This window comes from Methylophilus sp. DMC14, assembly GCF_056314085.1.
The window spans coordinates 1-19,068 of record NZ_JBQUZA010000009.1 but is presented as its reverse complement, the minus strand read 5'-3'; the positions used below and the strand labels follow the sequence as shown (position 1 = coordinate 19,068).

Below are 19,068 nucleotides of genomic sequence, written 5' to 3'. Positions count from 1 at the left end.
TTAATCCCAAGTGTTACCAGTCAAAGCCTAGACGGAACAGTATCCGCTCGTGCCCCTGGCCCACATACTGGACTGACCGCAATACATGGGCAAAATCGAGCTGTGCATAGACGCCATGCGGTGCTTTTAAATGCACGCCAAGCCCGGTAGAGGCCAAGTGAAAAGTCTCGGTTTGCTTAGGGAGAGGATTATTGACACCGGCGGTGCCATAGTCATAAAAAATGAGGCTTTGCAGGGTACCGGCAAATGGCAACATCGCAGGGTGTGTTTCCGGCGAACGAAGCTCCACTTTGGCATTCAGGCCATAATCGCCTAAAGCATTGGCTTCAAGGTAGCCCCGCACGGTTTGCAACCCACCTAAAAAGTACTGTTCGTTTGAAATCAGGTTATCGCGGGTCATTTGCCCGCCCAGCGCACCATACAGCTCCCAGCCTTGAGCAAAACGGTGGGTATGCGCCAATTCAGTTCTGAGGTACATATAACTGCCACTGCCATCAAAGCGCTTGCGCTGGAACTGAGTTTCGTCATTACCCAAGCCTCGAAGTGAGAAGTTGAGGTTAAGATCCAGTTTGGTTGTGCTGGCAGCACTATTCAAGTTGGCACTGTAGCCAATCAAAAACGGGGTATATTGAATCGGGACATTGAGCGCATCAGAGCCTAATATTTTGGTCGACTGTTGAAAGTCTTTATAGTCCACACCCAAGGTCAGGTTGTGATAAAAATTATCGACGTTAGGCAAGGGATGGATATATCTGAAGCCATAGATATTACCGTTACCAACGACGCTGATATCCCCTACTGCACTGACGTCACTCTTTGAAACCACCATATATGAGGCAAAGTAATCCCCTTCGTAAGGGATGACATAGGTGCCGGAAAATACTTTGGTCTGTGCGGTATCTTCCGGTGTCACCTGGAAGCCAATATTGAGGCTATGATCTGATTGCCACAGGTTGTCGTAACGCAAGTTACCGGACAAGCGTGTATGGGTCGTATTGGGGTTGTAGCGGTTGTTGTACTCCATGCTGGCATGCACAGGCAGTTTGTCATCCACCCGCAAATCCACGTCCACCATGCCTGGCGTTTTACCGGGCCGCAAGATAGGCGCAACGACTCTATCCTGGCTAGTATTCACAGCAGCAATTTGTTTTTGCACGGTGGGGAAGTGGGGAACATTGCCTTCTTTGAACTCTGTGACACGAGTCTTGATTTTGCCCAGAGAGTGATACTTGGAGCCGACCACGGCGAGTTTCTCAACCTTGCCTTCCAATACCTCCAGTTGCACGACGCCGGCGTTGACTTCCTGCTCTGGAATGTTGACAAAAACGGTTAAATACCCCGCTTTATGGAATGCTGTTTCTAGTGCAGTGCGTGCTTTTTCTACATCGTCAATTGAACGATTTTCGCCCAAATAAGGGTAAACCGCTTTTTCTACCTCGGTCACTGACAGCACCGTATTCCCATTGATCACATACTCAAAGATATTAAAAAGGTCTTTTTTTTCAGTCGCTTGTGAAGTGGCCTGCCCATCAACCTCCGCCCCCCAAGCATTGACTTTGTCAGGCAATGTAGACTGAGGCTGCTCTTCAGCAACGCCCGCCGAAGACCATAAACTACACAACACAAATAGCACACGAAACAACAATTGCATCCCCTCGGAAGAATGGAAACCGGGCTTTAAACCCTTTTATAACGGCTTGCCATTTTGAGAGAACCACGTGTCACAAAGATGAAATACGGACTAGTCCGCTGACCATTTTTGATAGTCAATCTGGGCTATTGTGAACACGCTTTCCTATGTTTCATTAAGCGATGATGAAACTGTATAGATGCGCGCAGCCATAAAAAAAGCACACCCGGTAGGGTGTGCTTTATTGAGCATGTATAGCAGCTTGTGGCTGCCAACAGTCTGATTAGAACAAGATTTGTTGAGCTTGGCAGTTGTTACCAAAGCGTGAACCACGAGCCACTTGTACACCAGCCGCGCAGGAAGAACCTGACAGTGGGTTCAGTGTCATGCCACGTGGAACATCGCTACATGGTACGTTTTGGAAAGCGCTGGTGATATCTTTGATCACTTGTGAACCAAATGGGCTCGCAGTGTTAGCAATGAAGTTCACCATCTCGATATGGTAGTTGTAGATACCATTTGCAGCTGTGTAACGGCCATTCAAATCAGCTGGCGCACCGCTACCTGGCACTGCAGTTTCTGGGTGTACGCCATCCAGTTTGATGTAACGGTAGCCAGCATTAGTACTACTACTCTCTGTACGCCAGTTGTTCTCCAAAGACATCACACCAATGATGAAGTTAGAAGTGTTGAAACGGCCTTTCAATGTGCCTGTAGAAGAATCTTCAGTCACAATGATCGTGCTTGTAGAGTCAGAAGCACCGAATGGGTTCAATGCACCACCGATAGATGGGTCACCATTGCATGGGTTTTTCAGGAAGAAAGCATTCGAAGATGCTTGTGTACCTGAAGAGCTGGTCCGACGGCCGATGTAAATATTTTTACCAGAGCCCAGCGAACCTAACAATACGGACCAGTCTGGAATGGTGCCAGAAACGATAGAAGCGTATTGTGTGCTAGAGATGCTTGGCGCATTGGCTGGCAAAAAGTTAGGATCGCTAGAAGCCGCTGTTGCAGCATCAGCATAAATACCTTGAGCAGCTTGCATTGCGCGATACAGAGCAGTAGAAACCACAACACCGAATACTTGGCCGTAGTTAGCAGCACTTTGTGTACCAACAGAAGACACATCTTTACCAAACAAAGCAGACTCTACGTCAGAAAAGCCGCCATCTGGCAAGGTTGGTGCAGCGTCAGCAGCTGTTGCGCCAACAACAGCAGTACACTTGTTGTATACAGTCACAGCAGGTTGATTAGTGCCAGCGGAGAATGTAGATCCAGCTTGCAAGGCACAAGTGCTGCTTGAGCTATCAATGGCTTTTACACGTGACAATTGCAGACCATCAATGTGTGGCGCAAATGCGTTGTAAGAACCACCATCAATGGTGTGATACATCACAGACACTTTACCGCCACGAGTACAAGCATAAGCCATAAAGTTACCGGAGGAACCTGGCTTAACAACACCAGTTGAAGACAAAGTATTGAAAGAGGCTACAGTACCGGCATCACAGCCATCTGCAAAGCCTTGAAACACGTTGTAGGTAGGCGCAGAGTTACCGGAAATCCAAGCCTCTTGCAATTTACCTGCTTTACGTGCGTTGGCCACATCAGCTGGGGTAACAGCCGCCGCCATGGCTTGACCAGCCATTACAGTGGCCGCAACAGCCAATACCAATTGATTCATTTTAAACATTTTTCGCTTCCTTTTTTAAAGTAAACAGATGAGTGTCTTGACCGGTGCACTTTTGGCGCACCGGCGCTTTCATGGCTATTTGAATAATAAATTAAGTAATAAATTAAGCTTTACGGCGACGAGCAACCGCAGCAACCGCAGCCAAACCTGCAAACATCATGGCATAGGTATCAGCCTCAGGTACTGGAATCACTGTTGTAGGAACAGTGAATGACAGAACGCCTGCACTGCTCAGCGCGAAAGTGTAGTTACCTGCTGTGTTACCCAATACAGTGGTTGAGATAGGAGCGGTACTGCTTGCACCTGACAACAGCTTCAATACTGTCATGGAAGTATCCAATGGGTTAGTAGAGTCATAACCAGAGGCATTTACACGACCAGTTGAACCGTAAGCTTTAGCAGCACCAGCATAAGGAAAGCCAGAAGTACCTACTGAAGAATCTGTAGCAGAGTTTGCATTCAGGTAAGTATCAAAATTGGTGATGGTGTTTGTCAATTGAGTTGTCAATTGCAAGTTGGTATTAGAAGTAGAACCTACATTTGCACGAGTAATGATAATGCCGCGTGCGCCAACACCGTTGCCTGTACCATCACCAGCGTAAACAGCCCAGGAAGTATCAGCAGCTTGTGCAGTTGCCCAGAAAGTGCTCCATGTGCTACCAAAGTTGTTAGCGATATCCCATGTAAAAGCACCACCTTTGGACTGAGCATCACTCACCAAAGTGTCAAATTGTGAATAGGTATAGCCCAAGTTAAATACCGAAGAAATACCATCCTTAAAGTCGATCAAGGTCAGCACCATGCTGGAATCACCACTCGCAGCAGTAGAAATCGCTGCTTGTGCAGGGACTGTTGCAGCAGACAACATCAAAGCAGCCGCCAACATTTTTAATTGAAATTTCATAAACTTCTCCCAGAGTAAAAACAAAAATTAAAGAAAGAGCAAAACCAAAGAACCGTCAAAGCAATACGACTTAAAAGCCCAAATGAATCTTAAAGGGGATGCATGACATCGCTATTTTTTGCCATAGTCTGATCAGACTAGAGGTCAAGAAGCCCTTTAAAAGCTTTTTGATTTTAGAGAGTAAATATGACGTAACGAGGGAAGGAACTAGTCCTATCGGACTAGGTAAGGTGAGACATCAATGAGCACATGAAGGAAGAGTCAAAGCATGCTTACCGCTTATGATTGATCAACCCCAGTTTAAGTGCCTTACTGGCCGCCTGGCTGCGGTTTTCCACATCCAGTTTACGCAGGATATTCTGAACATGGTTTTTAACCGTCAGCGGACTCACCTGCATGATGCTGCCAATTTCCCAATTGGTTTTTCCAGATTGCAACCACTCAAGCACCTCAATTTCGCGCTTGCTGAGTGGCTTGACCCGTCCGTTTTTACTGGTCGTTAACACAGAGGGGGATTTGTTGGACGTCACTTTTACAATTGCACAGTGCAAGTGCGGCATGAGCAATTCAAGCAGGTGGGCGGTACGTGCATTTGCAGGCGAACTGAGGCGACCAAACATCATCACGGTGGCGATACGACTGTGCTCGTTGCCAAATCCATGCACCACAAACCGTTTCAGCTCCGAAGCAAGCATACTTGCTTCATCCACCAGCTCAATAGCATAGTGGCTATTGATTTGACTAGTATGATCAGTGGTATAAAACAAAGGCATGCCCAATTTGGACCACTGAACAAACGCCTGGTTGACCAAACCATCTTGATCATGCAATACCAGATCAAATTGGCTATCTCCAAAATAACGGCTAGAGGTCAAGTATTCGTAATCATAGCTTGCACGCTCCATGCCGCGGACACCGATGATGATCACTTCATGTGCAAGCAGGCATTGAAACCCACGTTGCAGCCAATTAAACAAATGTGCACGATTTTGCAGGCGAAGTGACTCTTCGATCACCTCCATAAATAAGACGCGCTGCTCTTCGTTCAGCGCCAATGTCCATTGATCATTGGCCTGATCGTTCCCTGTGATTGCTGTGTCCATGTGTTGTGCACATTGATATTAATGTGCAGCAAGTGTGCTCAAAATTTGTGACAAAAAAATGATTGCGCAGCGTCAGTTTGTTGATGAATTAATGACAACGGATTAATACATGGACTATTGGTTAAGAGGTTAAACATTCATTTAATTAGACTAGAAGCCAGTATCAGCGCTGGTTAGTACGTGCATACCGAGAAACAACGCTCGTCTGAATACCACCAGTCCGGCTGTCTTGGGAGTGTCATCTACCTATGCGATCATAGCTGCATGGTAATGAATACTCGCAAATTGCATGTATTTCTGCTGCTATCCTTAGTGGTTTGCAGTCAACCATCCTACGCCGGAAGCATTGAAACGATGCCTGGCCACATTGTGCTTGATCCATCAGATGAGTCGGAAATCGTAATCAGCAATACAGTATTTGATGACACAGAAACTGAGCAGGCAATCCAGGACGCTGGACGCAATACACGCGCAGGGTCCGGCTGGTCGACAGAGAGCTTGCCTTATCAGGCAGAAGTACAAGCGGCTGCGCAAGTCACACAATTGGAACCTGCGCTGATTCATGCCGTGATCGCCACCGAGTCTGGCTACAATGCCAAAGCCACTTCACCTAAGGGGGCTTACGGCTTGATGCAGGTGATGCCGGCCACCGCAAAAGCACTGACGCCTACCCCGGTTAGGGCCTGGTCGGCCTCGCAGCAAATTTTATGGGGATCGCGCTATTTGAAGCAACTCATGGACTTGTTTGAAGGCGATGTGGTGCTAGCGCTCGCTGCTTACAATGCGGGCCCGCAAGCAGTCAAATCGCATCAGCGGACGGTACCGCCGTATGCAGAGACTCAACAATATGTGCCTAAAGTATTGCGCTACTATCAAGTATTCAAGACCCGACTCATCCCGCCCCTGCATTAGCGATTGGCCCAAGCCTCTTCCAACCCGGCCAGGCTATTCGGTTCATATACAAACTTCCAGTCCCTGTAATGCTTGGCCGCCTGGAAGTCGGCCTGCGCATCCTGAAAACCATTGCGACGGATGGGCACAAGCGTAGACGGACTGTAAACGCCGATGATGCGCCCGTCCTTGAGGATCATGCGCATGCCCTGCTTGACCGCAAAAGGGTCTGCGTACACTTTGCGCAGATGCCTTTTAGGCACAGGAAACCGTTTGTCTTCTAACAGCTCTTCCAGACTCGCCGGGTATTGTTTAACGGCTTGCGGCGTAGATTCATAATAGCGGCCGATTGCCAGCCGGTAAGCCTCTCCCACCTCAAGCAAGAGGGCCTCATTGCTACGCTGGGACTGTTGCTGCCAAAGGCTGGCCGCGCCCTGCATGGCAATGGCGGCAATCGCCAAGGTGACCATGATGCCTAAATACGAAAAGCCGCGCAGGAATATGCCGCCACGCGGATAGGTGACTGGTGGTTTAACAGGTCTCATATCAAGCGACATAGCCCAGCCTCTTACCAATCGGTATAGGCGCTGCCATCCGAAGCCTGTCCAGTCGCACTGCTATGCAAGGTATAAACGCCACCCAGCAAAGGCAGCTCTGGCGGCGTAATTACCCAGCTATCGTTATGCTCCGAGATAGGGTCCCAAGGTAACTTGTCCAGATAGCGCTTATCCACTAGCTCCTGCAAGCTTTCCGGGTATTGCCCCTGGTCCGCATAAAACTCATCCAGCGCCTTGCGCGTGGTGATTAACTGTTGTTTGAGCGCCTGCTCTTTGGCGCGTTGTACGCCAGAAAAATAGCGCGGCAGTGCCAGCGACAGTAACAAGGCTAAAATCGACAGCACCACCAATAACTCCACCAGCGTGAAGCCACGCCACCGCCGCCAACGATTACCACTGCGCATAGGGAACTCCATTCAGGCCGATGCGCGGGCTCAGTGAATACACATCATAGACATCCTGGTTATAGCGCGGCTGGTCGGGTGGACTGTCATAACTACGCAAGCCCCAAGCCGCCACTGGCGCAGTGTCGTCGCGCTTGTTGAGCATGGGATCAAAAGGGATGCGCCTTAAAAAACGTAATTTTTTATGCTTGGGGTCTTTAAGATCGTCGACGCCCTCGACCAACACTTGCAAATTGGGCGGGTAACCGCTGGCATCTGAATTTTTTTTCACCCGGCCATCCTCCGCAGCCTTTTTATAGGCATCAATCGCGCGGCGGATATCATGCAAATGTGTACGCAATTGTTGTTCTTTTTGCCGCTGCACGGTGACTTGTATCATGGGCGTGGCAATGCTGGCCATGATGGCGATAATCGCCAGCGACACCATGAGCTCAATCAACGTGAATCCACAGCCTGGGCAAGCACTAGACTGCAAGCACGCGCGTTGGCGCATCAGGGGATCTCCTTGGGCGCTGGCAAACTGGTCGTGCCCTGTTCGGGCAAGTCCCTGATATTGTTTGAAAGACCATCCGCTGAGGGCGTCGCTTGTGGCGCGGCGTTTGTATTGGCCGGTGCCGTGTCTGGCGCCGGTAAGGCCGGTAAGGCCGGTTCGGGCGGCGGCGCAGCGTCAGGCGTATCATTGGTGGGCGCATCATTGCCAGCGGGTTCATTCACAGGCGGGCTGCTGACCTCATTCAACTCATTTTGCCGCTGTAACTGTATCTCACGGATTTGCTGGCTACGCGTGAGAGAAGGCGCAGCTGGCATGCTGTTCACCAGTGGTTTATCTGAAATCACGCTGTCGGTGCCACTCCAATACTCGGAGAAGGTGGCTTCCGGCAAGGTCACATTGCTGATGATCTTGGGCGTAATCGCCAGCACAATTTCTGTTTTACTCTTGTCATTAGTGTTGTTTGAAAACAGGCGACCCAATATCGGGATTTCGCCCAGCCCAGGTAGTTTGGTTGCATTCTTACGCTCGGAATCCTGGATCAGCCCGGCCAGAATCTGCGTTTCGCCGTGTTTGAGCCGTAGCATGGTACTGGCATTACGAGTACCAATATTGTAGACCTTTGAGTTATTGCTCAAGGTCACAGCCTCGCCCAGTGAACTGACTTCGAGATTCACCTTGATGCTGACAAAATCATCCAGCATGATGCGCGGCTCGACCTCGAGCTTGAGGCCAACATCGACATAGGACACGCTCTCGGAAGTCCCCACATTGGCCGTGGTATTGGTGGTGATCACAGGCACCTTGTTGCCCACCAGCACTTTGGCTTTTTCGTTATTTTTGACGCGGATACGTGGGTTAGATAATAGATTCAAATCACTGTTGGTCGTTTGAAATTGGACTCCAGGATTCGGACTGACACCGATATTACTTGAATTGATACTTCTCAGCGCTTGCAAGGTTAAGGGGCTGTTAAGCACGGTCAATGACGTAGGGTAATTAATCCCCAGTTGTTGCAGCTTACCGCGCGTGACCTCCATGACTTCAATTTCAAGCATTACTTCCGGGTCGGCGATATCCTGCGCCTTGATCATTTTTTCTGCCAGCGCCAGTACTTCAGGCTTATCACGCAACACCAACATGTTTAAGCGCTCATCGACATACACATCACGGATTTTTAAAATCGTCCGTAACATATCCGCGCACTGCTTGGCACTGGTGTTGGCAAAATAAAAGTTACGGATCAACAAATCCTGATAATCCTTGTTTTTTTGCTGGGTGGCCGGATACACCAACACGCTGGTGGGGGACAGTACTTTTTTCTGCAAACCGTTGCTGGTCAGCACCATTTCCACCGCCTCTTCAATCGGCATTTTTTTGACAAATACCGAGGCCTTGGTCTCAGCTTTAATGTCTTTATCCAGCACAAAATTAATCCCGGTGGCTTTGGACAATGCCTCGAACACCACCTTGATATTGGCATCACGCAATTCCAGCGTGACCGGTTTGCTGATGGCCGTTTGCAATTGCGGCAGGCTGGCACGCGCACGTGGTTCCATGGCAATCAATTGCTTTTCCAGCGCCTGCGCTTCGGTGTTGGTCGGTTGCTCCAGCAAAATATCCTGCACTTCCTTAAGTGCCTGCTTGGGCTGATTCATATGTTGCTTGGCAAGCTCTAACTGCTTGCGCAACACGATTTCTCGATCACTGGCTCGCGCATAATCCAGTGCCTTAGGATGATGAGAATCCATTGTCAACACACGACCATAGAGCTGTTTGGCCGTGGCAACATCCCCTGCGGCATCAGCGACCTCAGCTTCGGCCAACAGACTGTTGATCGCCAGCTCACGCTCACGGTACCAGCGGCTACGCAAGGTCACATCAGCCGGATGCGCTGATACCTGTTGTGCAAGCTCGTGCACCCTGCCATCTGGTGTCGTCGCGGTCAGTTGGGGTGGGAATAGCCCACATGCAGACAACAGCATGGTGCAAACCGCCGATGGCAGCCAGCCGGGTACATTTGATAATAAACGCAAACAGGGCCTCATGCGCACATTAGGCGATAGGCGCGGAATCGTGTTCAAAACTCTCATTGGTTTAATATTTCTTCTGTTGGATTATTGTCCGGCTCAACCTGGCGCGGGATTGCACTAGCTGCCGCTTTGCTTTTACTCAACACCACCCCTTTGTTTAATGGCAGGTAGGTGAAATACACCGCCTGCATATCCTCGCGGTCCAAGCGCCATTGCGTATCGACCTGTGAGCCCAGTTTGGGCATCAACATCTTTTTCTGCTGCATTAAAATCACCAAGTCGCCCCCCGGCATCTCCTTGAGACTACCGACATAGCTATAAGGCAAAGGCGGCGCCTGCGGCGGAGGCGGTGGGGGCGGCTTGACCGGGGGCGGTAACCATTCATGCGCCGCAAATAGCACCTGCGCAGGCTTGCCCGCGGGTAACTGGCGCTTGAAATACGCGGCCTCTGGCATGGCAGCGGTTTCCACTTGAGGGCTGGCAGTTTGACTGCTCGCCACACGCGCTGACGGCTGATGCGTATCCGCGCTGACTGGCACAGACTCAGCCACTGCTACTTTCTTGGCAGGTCTGACCGCAACCAGATCAAGCTCCGCTTGAGGCGCTGCCGACCATTGCCAGTAGACCAAGCCCAGCGTCAACAGCAAGGCCAGCCAAATCACGGGCGAAGTCGAGGATTTGGCGCTAACTGCCATGCTTGCGCCCTCCCCGGATAAACACTGAAAACGTCAACGTCGCGTCCAGCATCGGCTGCATGGTCTCGTTTTTGCGCAACTCGAGGCCAGTCAAGGCCATAGCAGGATATTGCCGCAACACATCGACAATAAACTGCCGGCAAGTCAGGTAATCGGTCTGAATATTGAAGCGCATGTCATATTGCTGAATCTCCTGCGTGGCGTCACTGGCGGCATGCAGTTGCCACTGGTAATCGCCCACATTCAAGGCCATCTGGCGTTTTTGCGCCAGGCGCGCAATCTGCATCATGCGTGGCGACAGGTCGGCAAACTCTGGTAATTGCTGCCATAAGGCGGCCAGGTATTCCGGCGCACTTTCGCTCACCTCCGGTTTGACAATGGTGGTTGAGACCTTGGCCACAGGTGCTACCGGTTGGCTCTCAAGTTGCTGGATGGCTTGCGTGAGCAAAGTAATTTGCGTGGTTGTGGCAGACTGCTGCTGCGACAACACGCCCCATAAGATGAGCAACAAGACGCTCACGAGCATGGGCAGCCAGCCAAGATACCAGGCCGCACGCCGTAGCAGCCAGACCATAGTCAGGGCCGAAAACATACGTGCCGATTTCATGGTTGCCAGCCCCCCTGAATTTCGAAGCTGACCGGGCGCTGCGGATGGCTGTCATTGACCTGGTGTTTTTGCAAATGCACCTCATGCAGCGTCGTCAGGCCTTGCAAATGACTCACATAATTCAATAACGCCGCGTAGCTCTTCGCCTCGCCCGACAATACAAATTGGCCGCGATTGGCATCAGGGGTCAATTGCAACAACGCGATATCGGCGACCTGGCTCGCTTCTAGCGCCTGCAACAAGTCAAACCAGCGCACATTGAGTTGCTGCACAATTTTTTGCGCTGCCTTTTGTTGCGGCTGGCTTAATACCGCTACCGGCTTGATGTTGGCTTGACTGAGTGGGTGTTGCTCAGTACGCGGTGCAGCGCCCTGCATTGCGGACTGCTGCTCGGTCAGTTGCTGCTGCCGCGCTGTGAGTAACTGCAAGTGCGCGGTTTGCTCGGCCTCTTCGGCATAGGTGAGCCATACCGTCATCAATAATGCTGCCACCAGCGCCAGTCCTGGCCAACGCACACATTGCCAGCCAAATAACGGACGCGCAAAATCCATATGATACTCAGGCTGCGGCCACATGACTGACCTCCTGACGCAACTGAGTGAGTGGTCTCGCTGATGGCAACAGCTGCCAGTTGACCTGACCCGCCAAAGCTTGTTTGAGATGATGACCGGTATTTAACGCCCTGTGGTTGCCGGGCTCGGTTACCCAGTAACACGCTGACGCCTGCACGCCCAGCAAGGTACGCTCACGCAACACCCAGTCTGCCATGGTTTCCACTGCCTGCAGAGAGGCCGCCAGCCCGGCCACATGCATAATACGCCCTTGCTCAAGCTGCAACAGCCTGAGCATTTGCGGCTCTGCGGTTAGCACGGTGCCGGTCTTGGGCAGCCGGGTGTTGGCCCACAAGGCGCAAGCATAGGCTTGCACCTGCCATTGCAGGGCATGCGGACGTAACAACGCAGTCCAATCCAGTGTCTGCAACACCGGGATAGCCACCAGCAGGCTATCTTGTGGTTGGCAAACATCCTGTAAGCGGAAAGGCCAGCTACGTGCGGCTTCACCATAAGTTTGCATAAGCATGGCGCGCGCATAGGCTTGCTGATCCTGTCCGCTCCAGTCAAATGCCTGCAGACCTTGAGTCATGGCAGGCAAGCGCATCAGATGCACATGCTGGTCAGCGAGATAGAGTTCTATCTTTTGCCAGCGTGTGGCTGGCAACTGTGCCAGCACTGCCTGTAATGCTGGCTGCAGCGCAAGCGCATCTGCGCCTGACCAGGCAGTCGTCGCAAAGACAGGGGACGAAGCAAAGCCCGCCGGAATATGTTCGGCCTGCAACTGGTCAGACAACACCAGGATCCGCGTCAGGCCAAGTACGCTGAACTCAGGCAACAAACGTGACACGGTTAACCTCCTGCAAACTGGTCATGCCTTCAGCCACGGCGCTGATCGCCGCCTCGCGGATGGTACGCATGCCATTTCTGGCAGCCGCCTCTTTCAACTGGCGGATCGGCTGGCGGGCAATAATCATCTCGCGCAACTCGTCATTAAGCACCAGTATTTCGGCCACCGCTTTACGGCCTTTGTAACCCGTGCCGCGGCAATGGCCACAGCCTTGGGCATGCATAAACTGCATGCTGGCGGCCTGCTCAGCGCTTAAGCCAGAGGCACTGAGCAAGTCAGCATCCGGCACAAACGGCTCGGCACAATGCGGGCACAAGGCGCGCACCAGGCGCTGGGCAATAATGCCATTCACGGCTGAGACAAAATGGTAAGGGTCTACGCCCATATGCATGAAACGGCCGATGACATCGAGCACACTGTTGGCATGCACGGTAGAAAACACCAGATGGCCAGTCAGCGCCGCTTGCACGGCAATTTGTGCAGTCTCGGCATCGCGGATTTCACCCACCATGATCTTGTCCGGGTCATGCCGCAGAATTGACCGCAAGCCGCGCGCAAAGGTCAGGCCTTTTTTCTCATTGACCGGGATTTGCAGCACGCCAGGCAACTGGTACTCAACCGGATCTTCAATGGTGATGATCTTGTCAAACCCTGTATTCACCTCTGAAATGGCGGCATATAAGGAGGTGGTTTTACCACTGCCGGTTGGGCCAGTGACTAGCACCATGCCATACGGCTCGCTGGCTAATTTGCGGAATCTGGCAATCACATCGGCATCAAAGCCAAGCGCTTTCAAACTCAAGCCTTGCGCCTGCTCGGTCAAGGCCTTGCGGTCCAGCACCCGCAGTACGGCATCCTCGCCAAACGCACTGGGCATGATAGAGACACGGAAATCAATCAGGCGGCCCATGGCATGCACTTTAAAGCGGCCATCTTGCGGAATCCGGCGTTCGGCAATATCGAGTTGCGCCATGACCTTGATCCGCGAAATAGCCTGCTCGGCACTGTCCAGACCGGGGCTATTGGCGATACTGGCCATCACGCCGTCAATCCGGTATTTCACGGCCAGACCGCCTGCATGCGTTTCGAGGTGGATATCGCTGGCGCCTGTTTTGAGGGCATCATATAAGGTGGAGTTAATCAGCTTGACGATGGGGTTGGCATCTTCGTGAATGGACTTGAGCGAGAGCTGCATGACCAGCTCGTCCTCGCCTTCTTGCATTTGCTCACTGGGCAAACCTACGCCATCCATGGCGCGCATGGTTTCTTCTTCGCCCGCGAGGTAGGCGCTAATCTCCAGCCGATGTGCCAACTGCCAGACAAACGGCTGTTTTACGGCATGCTGTACCCACAACGGCAGTTGGCGGTTAAACGGGTCAGCAAACACCAGAATGAGTGTTTTTTGCGCGTCATAAAACGCCAGACACTCTTTTTGCTGCGCTTCGTTATAACTGATGACCTCAAAAGCCACCTGCCACTCGCGCATATCGCGCATGGTGGCGACCGGGTAATGCAGCAAGTCAGCCAGTTGGCTCACCAGGATTTCCGTGTCCACCGGGAGCAAGTCTTCGAGCACCTCGATCACGCGCCGTTGCTGTTGCAAGGCCTGCGTTTGTGCTTGCGATAATAGTTCTGCAGAGAGCGACTGTAGTGGCTCAGCAGGCACGTGCTGATTGGGGAGAGGCTGGTTCATTGAATTTGTCCTGCCAGTTCAAAAATTGGCATATACAGCAACAGCACCACCACGCCGATCACCAGGCCAATAAACAGCATGAGCAAGGGCTCAAACAGCCGGGTAAACCAGTCTATCCAGCGTGCCAGCTCTTCATCATAAAAGCTGGCGATGCGGTCCATCATTTGTGCCACATTGCCCCCGCGTTCGCCCACCAGCAACATGCGCTCGCCAATCGGCGTCGTCATGCCGTTGACCTGGAAAGCCTGTGACAGGGGTTGCCCCTGGCTAATCATGGTTTGTGCCTGCTTGAGACTCAGCGCAAGACTGCTATCCAGCAATCCTTCCAGCGAATCAAGCGCCACCATCACTGGGGTCCCCCCCGCCAGCAACATCCCCAACGTGCGGTAAAAGCGTGCCAATTGATAGAGTTGCAGCTTTTCACCGATGGCAGGAATACGCCACAAGGTGCGTAACATCCACTGCCGCATGGCTGGATGTTTCAACAACAGGACCAGCATGACCAATACACTGACCAGTAGCGTCAACATGAGCTCGCCATGCTGCGCAATCAGGCTGCCCCATTGCAGCATCAGCTGCGACATCCAAGGCAAGTCTGCCCCCGTGCCTTCGTAGACGCTGCTGAATTTAGGCACGACAAAGCCCATCAAAAACGCAATGACCAAGCCGCCAACCACGATGAGCAGCAGCGGGTAAATTGACGCGCTGACGATTTTCTTTTTGAGTAATGACACCTGATTGTCATAGGCGATATAGCGAGACAAGGCATTGCCCAGGTCCCCAGTGCGCTCGGCAGCTTTCACCGTGGCGATATAGAGAGGCGGAAATACAACAGACTGCCGTTCTAGGGCCGCAGAAAAAGACTTACCCTGCTGTAGTGATTGCAAGATGCCTTGCAAAACACCACGCGTGTGATCCTGCCGCAAAGCCAGTGCATCAATGGCTTCGACGAGGTTCAAGCCGGAATCGAGCAAGGCCAGCAACTCCTGGCTGAACAAAGCCAACGGAAACGCCTGACGCTTGGCTATTTTGCCCTGCTTTTGTGCCTGCAGCGAGACCAGCAACAAGCCTTTCGCCTTTAACTGGGCGTAAGCATCCTGCTCATCATCGGCTTGCAGCTCCACCATGGTCAGGGTGCTGCCATTCAACACTTTTGCCTGATAGTGCATGGCATTTACCAGTTGCTGATATCCTGCGCTTCATCACTGCCACCCACCTGGCCATCCTTACCCAGGCTGTAGAGATCATACTCGCCGTGCTGGCCGGGCATGCGGTATTGGTAAGGCTTGCCCCAAGGGTCGTTGGGCACTTCTTTTTTCAAATAAGGGCCGGCCCAGTTTGGCTGGTTATCTGGGTTATTCATCAGGGCCGTCAAGCCTTGTTCAGTACTCGGATAATGCCCGACATCCAGACGGAACTGATCCAGAGCCTGCTCCAGCGCCGCAATCTGCGCTTTGGCCGTTTTGACTTCTGACTTGCCAATCTGCTGGAAATATTTGGGGCCGACATAGCCGGCCAACAGACCGATAATGACCATCACCACCAATAACTCCAGCAAGGTAAACCCGCGATTACAACGGACAGCAAGACTAGCCATCGAAAATACTCCATGAAAATTTGATGACAATACTAAGCAGATTAGATTGCAGAAAAGTGGCGGTAATATGACAGACTGTCACAATTGAACAGAGGCGATGCCAAGCACAGCCATAAAAAAATCAGGCCGAATGGCCTGATGATTGAAACGTGATATTAGAAAAGGAACCGTCTGGGAATTGCACGGGCTATTCGCCCAGAAAGCCACCACTCTGATGCGTCCATAATTTGGCGTAAATCCCATCTTGCGCCAACAAGGCCTGATGGGTGCCGGTTTCGACCACCCGCCCCTGATCGAGCACAATCAAGCGGTCCATGGCTGCAATGGTGGACAAGCGGTGTGCAATCGCAATGACGGTTTTACCTTCCATCAACTGCGACAAATGATGTTGAATAGCGACCTCGACTTCAGAATCCAGGGCACTGGTGGCCTCATCCAGCACCAGAATGGGTGCATTTTTCAGCATGACACGGGCAATGGCAATGCGCTGCCGCTGGCCACCGGACAGCTTAACCCCGCGCTCACCGACATGGGCGTCATAGCCGGTACGGCCTTTGGCGTCGCGCAAGGTGAGGATAAATTCATGTGCCTCGGCCCGCTTGGCAGCCACTATCATCTCTTCATCGCTTGCATCTGGGCGGCCATATAAAATATTTTCCCTGACGGAGCGGTGTAATAGAGAAGTATCCTGGGTCACCATGCCAATCTGTTGCCGCAAGGAGTCTTGTTTCACTGAGGCGATCGATTGCCCATCGATACGAATATGCCCGGCTTGAATGTCATAAAACCGCATCAGCAAATTGACGATGCTAGACTTGCCCGCGCCAGAGCGGCCGACCAGGCCGACACGCTCTCCGGGGCGGATATGCAAATCAAACTGCTTCAAGAGCGGTGGTTGCTTGTCATAAGCAAACTCCACTTTCTCAAATACGACTTCACCCTTAGGGACGTTTAACGCGACGGCATCTGGCTGATCGAGCACGCGGTTTTCAATCGACAACGTATTCATGCCATCTTGTACGGTGCCAATTTGCTCGTACAACGAGGTCAGCTCCCACATAACCCAATGTGAAATGCCATTTAAGCGCAAGCTCATCGCCATTACGGCCGCAACCGCACCGGCAGCGACCAGGCTCTGTGACCACAGCCATAGCACCATGCTGCCACTGGCAATGATCAAACACATATTTAAAAAGTGATTGATACTCTCGACACAGCTTACCATGCGCATTTGCCCATGCACGGTATCCAGAAACTCCTGCATGGCCGATTTCGCATAGCTGGCCTCGCGCCCGGCATGCGAAAACAGTTTAACCGTGGAAATATTGGTATAGGCATCCGTAATCCGGCCGGTCATCAGGGAGCGCGCATCTGCCTGATGCTGTGACACTTTGGCCAAACGCGGAATAAAATAAACCAGCGCGCAGGCATACAAGCTTAACCAACCTAAAAACGGCAAAACCATCCAAGGATGAAAGCTGCCCACCACCGTGACGATGGTAGTGAAATACAGCAACACATACACCATGATATCGGCCAGAATAAACCACACCTCGCGCACAGCCAATGCAGTCTGCATCACTTTCGCGGACACGCGGCCAGCAAACTCGTCCTGATAAAACCCCATGCTTTGATTGAGCATATGCTGATGAAACTGCCAGCGCAAACGCATTGGGAAGTTACCGGCCAATGTCTGATGCTTGAGTAAGGTCTGGAACAGAATGACCACGGTACTGCCAACCAATACCGCCGCCACTAGCCATAATGTAGATTGATGCGTCGTCCATAATTGTGCCGGTTGGATGGCTGTCAACTTATCGACCACCTTGCCCATCAAGGCAAACAGCAAAGCCTCAAACGAGCCGATACACGCTGTCAGCAGCGTCATAATTAAAATATAACGGCGCATCCCATACGAACAGGCCCACATAAAAGGCCAGAAACGCGTAGGTAAGCGCCTCAGGATTTCGGCAGGAAACGGCGAAACCAGTGCTTCAAAACGGCTAAACAATCGCATCATCAACTACTTGGAATACACAGTACAAACGGCTTCTGCCGCAATACCTTCACTGCGGCCAGTGAAGCCCAGCTTTTCAGTCGTCGTCGCTTTGACGTTGACCTGTTCAATTGCCACATCGCAATCACTGGCAATATTCATACACATCTGCGAAGTATGCTTGCCCAATCGTGGCGCCTCACATATCACCGTGGCATCAATGTTACCAACCAGATAACCCTTGTCATGCAGCAAGCGCACCACATGCCGCAGAAGCTCGCGTGAATCTATGCCTTTAAAGCGCATATCTGTTGGTGGAAAATGCTTACCGATATCTCCCAATGCGACAGCCCCTAACAAGGCATCACAAATAGCGTGTAACAGGACATCTGCATCGGAATGCCCATCCAGCCCATGACTGTGCGGGATATTCACGCCACCGATAATGCAATCCCGCCCGGTTACTAGGGCGTGCACGTCAAAACCGTGCCCAATTCTCACAGGAATCATACTTTTTGCTTTCTATGACTGGCTCATCTGCATCAACGCAGCAACCACTTGCAGGTCGTCAGGATAAGTGACTTTCATGTTTTTAAGGCTACCTTGGACTAGTTTTGGGTGATGTCCCATCCACTCCATGGCTTGCGCTTCATCGGTAGGTTGTTTTTCGATCGAGTGACTGAGCGCAGATTGCAACTCCGCATATCTGAACATTTGTGGCGTTTGAGCCTGCCATAAATGATTACGCGGGATGGTCTCTGCAATCGTGGTCTGCGTCCCGGCACGCTTTAGCGTATCGGCCAGCGGCAAAGCCAGAATCGCTCCCGTATCCTCATCACCTACGCTGTCTATTAACCGTAATAGCATCTCATGATCTATGCCAGGCCGCGCGGCATCATGCACAAGAATCCAGTCTCGCGCCTGAACTTGAGTATTCAGGGCACGCAATCCGTTTAGCACACTTTCAGCGCGAGTCGCGCCACCACACAGCAGCACGCGTGTTTTCTGGCATCCCGCAAGTAAAGCCGGTTGCCAGTCCTGATCATGCTCTGCGATAACCACCGAAATGCTAGCGATGGCTGCAAACGACTCAAATGTCTGGATTACATGCTTCAACAGCGGCTCACCATTCAATGGTAAATACTGTTTCGGTCGTGATGATTGCATACGCGAACCACGACCAGCACTGGGGATTAAGACATGGTATTGAGACATCGTGTCATTTTAACATGTCTCTTTTAAGGCTTTATGCTCACATGTCTATTCCGCTGAAACTCTTGTCGAGAGTTCTTGATAGCCCGAACGGGTCAATGACATACGCCTGTGTATTTTTTAAGATGTATGTAAAAGAGGGAGAAGCAACAGATCAAC

Annotated in this window: 19 protein-coding genes; 1 reads left to right on the top strand and 18 read right to left on the bottom strand. The window is 51.7% G+C overall.

Annotation, left to right across the window (positions count from 1 at the left end):
- Positions 1–13: 13 nt before the first annotated feature.
- The 4 genes from ACT53C_RS14055 to epsA all read right to left on the bottom strand — a co-directional run bounded on the left by ACT53C_RS14055 (position 14) and on the right by epsA (position 5,333).
- On the bottom strand, positions 14–1,651 hold the full coding sequence (locus tag ACT53C_RS14055) for a ShlB/FhaC/HecB family hemolysin secretion/activation protein (RefSeq protein ID WP_476146972.1): 1,638 nt from the start codon (positions 1,649–1,651) through the stop codon (positions 14–16).
- A gap of 262 nt (positions 1,652–1,913) precedes the next feature.
- The gene (locus ACT53C_RS14050) at positions 1,914–3,326 is read right to left on the bottom strand and encodes a hypothetical protein (RefSeq protein ID WP_476146970.1); all 1,413 of its coding nucleotides are present in this window, start codon (positions 3,324–3,326) and stop codon (positions 1,914–1,916) included.
- 103 nt (positions 3,327–3,429) lie between these two features.
- Positions 3,430–4,230 carry a PEP-CTERM sorting domain-containing protein gene (locus ACT53C_RS14045; RefSeq protein WP_476146968.1) on the bottom strand — a complete coding sequence of 267 codons (801 nt, stop codon included), beginning with the start codon at positions 4,228–4,230 and terminating at the stop codon, positions 3,430–3,432.
- A 272-nt stretch (positions 4,231–4,502) separates the two neighbouring features.
- Complete coding sequence (gene epsA / locus ACT53C_RS14040) at positions 4,503–5,333, bottom strand: XrtB/PEP-CTERM-associated transcriptional regulator EpsA (protein WP_476146966.1); 831 nt, start codon at positions 5,331–5,333, stop codon at positions 4,503–4,505.
- Positions 5,334–5,687: 354 nt separating this feature from the next.
- Between epsA and ACT53C_RS14035 the strand changes: the two genes are divergently transcribed.
- Positions 5,688–6,245 (top strand): lytic transglycosylase domain-containing protein, encoded by a 558-nt coding sequence (locus tag ACT53C_RS14035; RefSeq protein ID WP_476146964.1) that lies wholly within the window; start codon positions 5,688–5,690, stop codon positions 6,243–6,245.
- Here ACT53C_RS14035 and ACT53C_RS14030 read toward each other — a convergent pair.
- From ACT53C_RS14030 to ispD, 14 genes are all read right to left on the bottom strand, one after another.
- The gene (locus ACT53C_RS14030; protein ID WP_476146962.1) at positions 6,242–6,769 is read right to left on the bottom strand and encodes a type II secretion system protein; all 528 of its coding nucleotides are present in this window, start codon (positions 6,767–6,769) and stop codon (positions 6,242–6,244) included. The two genes, ACT53C_RS14035 and ACT53C_RS14030, sit on opposite strands and share 4 nt — an antisense overlap.
- Before the next feature lie 23 nt (positions 6,770–6,792).
- The gene (locus ACT53C_RS14025; protein WP_476146960.1) at positions 6,793–7,185 is read right to left on the bottom strand and encodes a type II secretion system protein; all 393 of its coding nucleotides are present in this window, start codon (positions 7,183–7,185) and stop codon (positions 6,793–6,795) included.
- The gene (locus ACT53C_RS14020) at positions 7,172–7,678 is read right to left on the bottom strand and encodes a type II secretion system protein (RefSeq protein ID WP_194747436.1); all 507 of its coding nucleotides are present in this window, start codon (positions 7,676–7,678) and stop codon (positions 7,172–7,174) included. Before ACT53C_RS14020 ends, ACT53C_RS14025 begins: the two co-directional genes overlap by 14 nt.
- A complete protein-coding gene (locus tag ACT53C_RS14015) occupies positions 7,678–9,660 on the bottom strand; it encodes a secretin N-terminal domain-containing protein (protein WP_476147027.1) in 1,983 nt (660 codons plus the stop codon). Before ACT53C_RS14015 ends, ACT53C_RS14020 begins: the two co-directional genes overlap by 1 nt.
- 104 nt (positions 9,661–9,764) lie before the next feature.
- Positions 9,765–10,403, bottom strand: a complete 639-nt coding sequence (locus ACT53C_RS14010; RefSeq protein ID WP_476146958.1) for a hypothetical protein — start codon at positions 10,401–10,403, stop codon at positions 9,765–9,767.
- Entirely contained in the window at positions 10,393–11,010 is a 618-nt protein-coding gene (locus ACT53C_RS14005) for a hypothetical protein (RefSeq protein WP_476146956.1), read from the bottom strand. Before ACT53C_RS14005 ends, ACT53C_RS14010 begins: the two co-directional genes overlap by 11 nt.
- Positions 11,007–11,585 carry a PilN domain-containing protein gene (locus tag ACT53C_RS14000; protein ID WP_476146954.1) on the bottom strand — a complete coding sequence of 193 codons (579 nt, stop codon included), beginning with the start codon at positions 11,583–11,585 and terminating at the stop codon, positions 11,007–11,009. Before ACT53C_RS14000 ends, ACT53C_RS14005 begins: the two co-directional genes overlap by 4 nt.
- Positions 11,569–12,411, bottom strand: coding sequence for a hypothetical protein (locus tag ACT53C_RS13995; RefSeq protein ID WP_476146953.1), 843 nt, complete (start codon positions 12,409–12,411; stop codon positions 11,569–11,571). The genes ACT53C_RS14000 and ACT53C_RS13995 overlap by 17 nt, the downstream gene beginning before the upstream one ends.
- Positions 12,392–14,104, bottom strand: a complete 1,713-nt coding sequence (locus ACT53C_RS13990; protein ID WP_275357210.1) for a GspE/PulE family protein — start codon at positions 14,102–14,104, stop codon at positions 12,392–12,394. Before ACT53C_RS13990 ends, ACT53C_RS13995 begins: the two co-directional genes overlap by 20 nt.
- Positions 14,101–15,273, bottom strand: coding sequence for a type II secretion system F family protein (locus tag ACT53C_RS13985; RefSeq protein WP_476146951.1), 1,173 nt, complete (start codon positions 15,271–15,273; stop codon positions 14,101–14,103). The genes ACT53C_RS13990 and ACT53C_RS13985 overlap by 4 nt, the downstream gene beginning before the upstream one ends.
- A 5-nt stretch (positions 15,274–15,278) precedes the next feature.
- On the bottom strand, positions 15,279–15,701 hold the full coding sequence (gene gspG, locus ACT53C_RS13980) for a type II secretion system major pseudopilin GspG (protein ID WP_275357213.1): 423 nt from the start codon (positions 15,699–15,701) through the stop codon (positions 15,279–15,281).
- A gap of 187 nt (positions 15,702–15,888) precedes the next feature.
- Positions 15,889–17,718 (bottom strand): ABC transporter ATP-binding protein, encoded by a 1,830-nt coding sequence (locus ACT53C_RS13975; RefSeq protein WP_476146948.1) that lies wholly within the window; start codon positions 17,716–17,718, stop codon positions 15,889–15,891.
- A 6-nt stretch (positions 17,719–17,724) separates the two neighbouring features.
- Positions 17,725–18,207: a 2-C-methyl-D-erythritol 2,4-cyclodiphosphate synthase gene (ispF, locus tag ACT53C_RS13970; protein WP_275357215.1), complete on the bottom strand. Its 483-nt coding sequence runs from the start codon at positions 18,205–18,207 to the stop codon at positions 17,725–17,727.
- A gap of 12 nt (positions 18,208–18,219) precedes the next feature.
- The gene (gene ispD, locus ACT53C_RS13965) at positions 18,220–18,912 is read right to left on the bottom strand and encodes a 2-C-methyl-D-erythritol 4-phosphate cytidylyltransferase (RefSeq protein ID WP_476146946.1); all 693 of its coding nucleotides are present in this window, start codon (positions 18,910–18,912) and stop codon (positions 18,220–18,222) included.
- Positions 18,913–19,068: the final 156 nt, after the last annotated feature.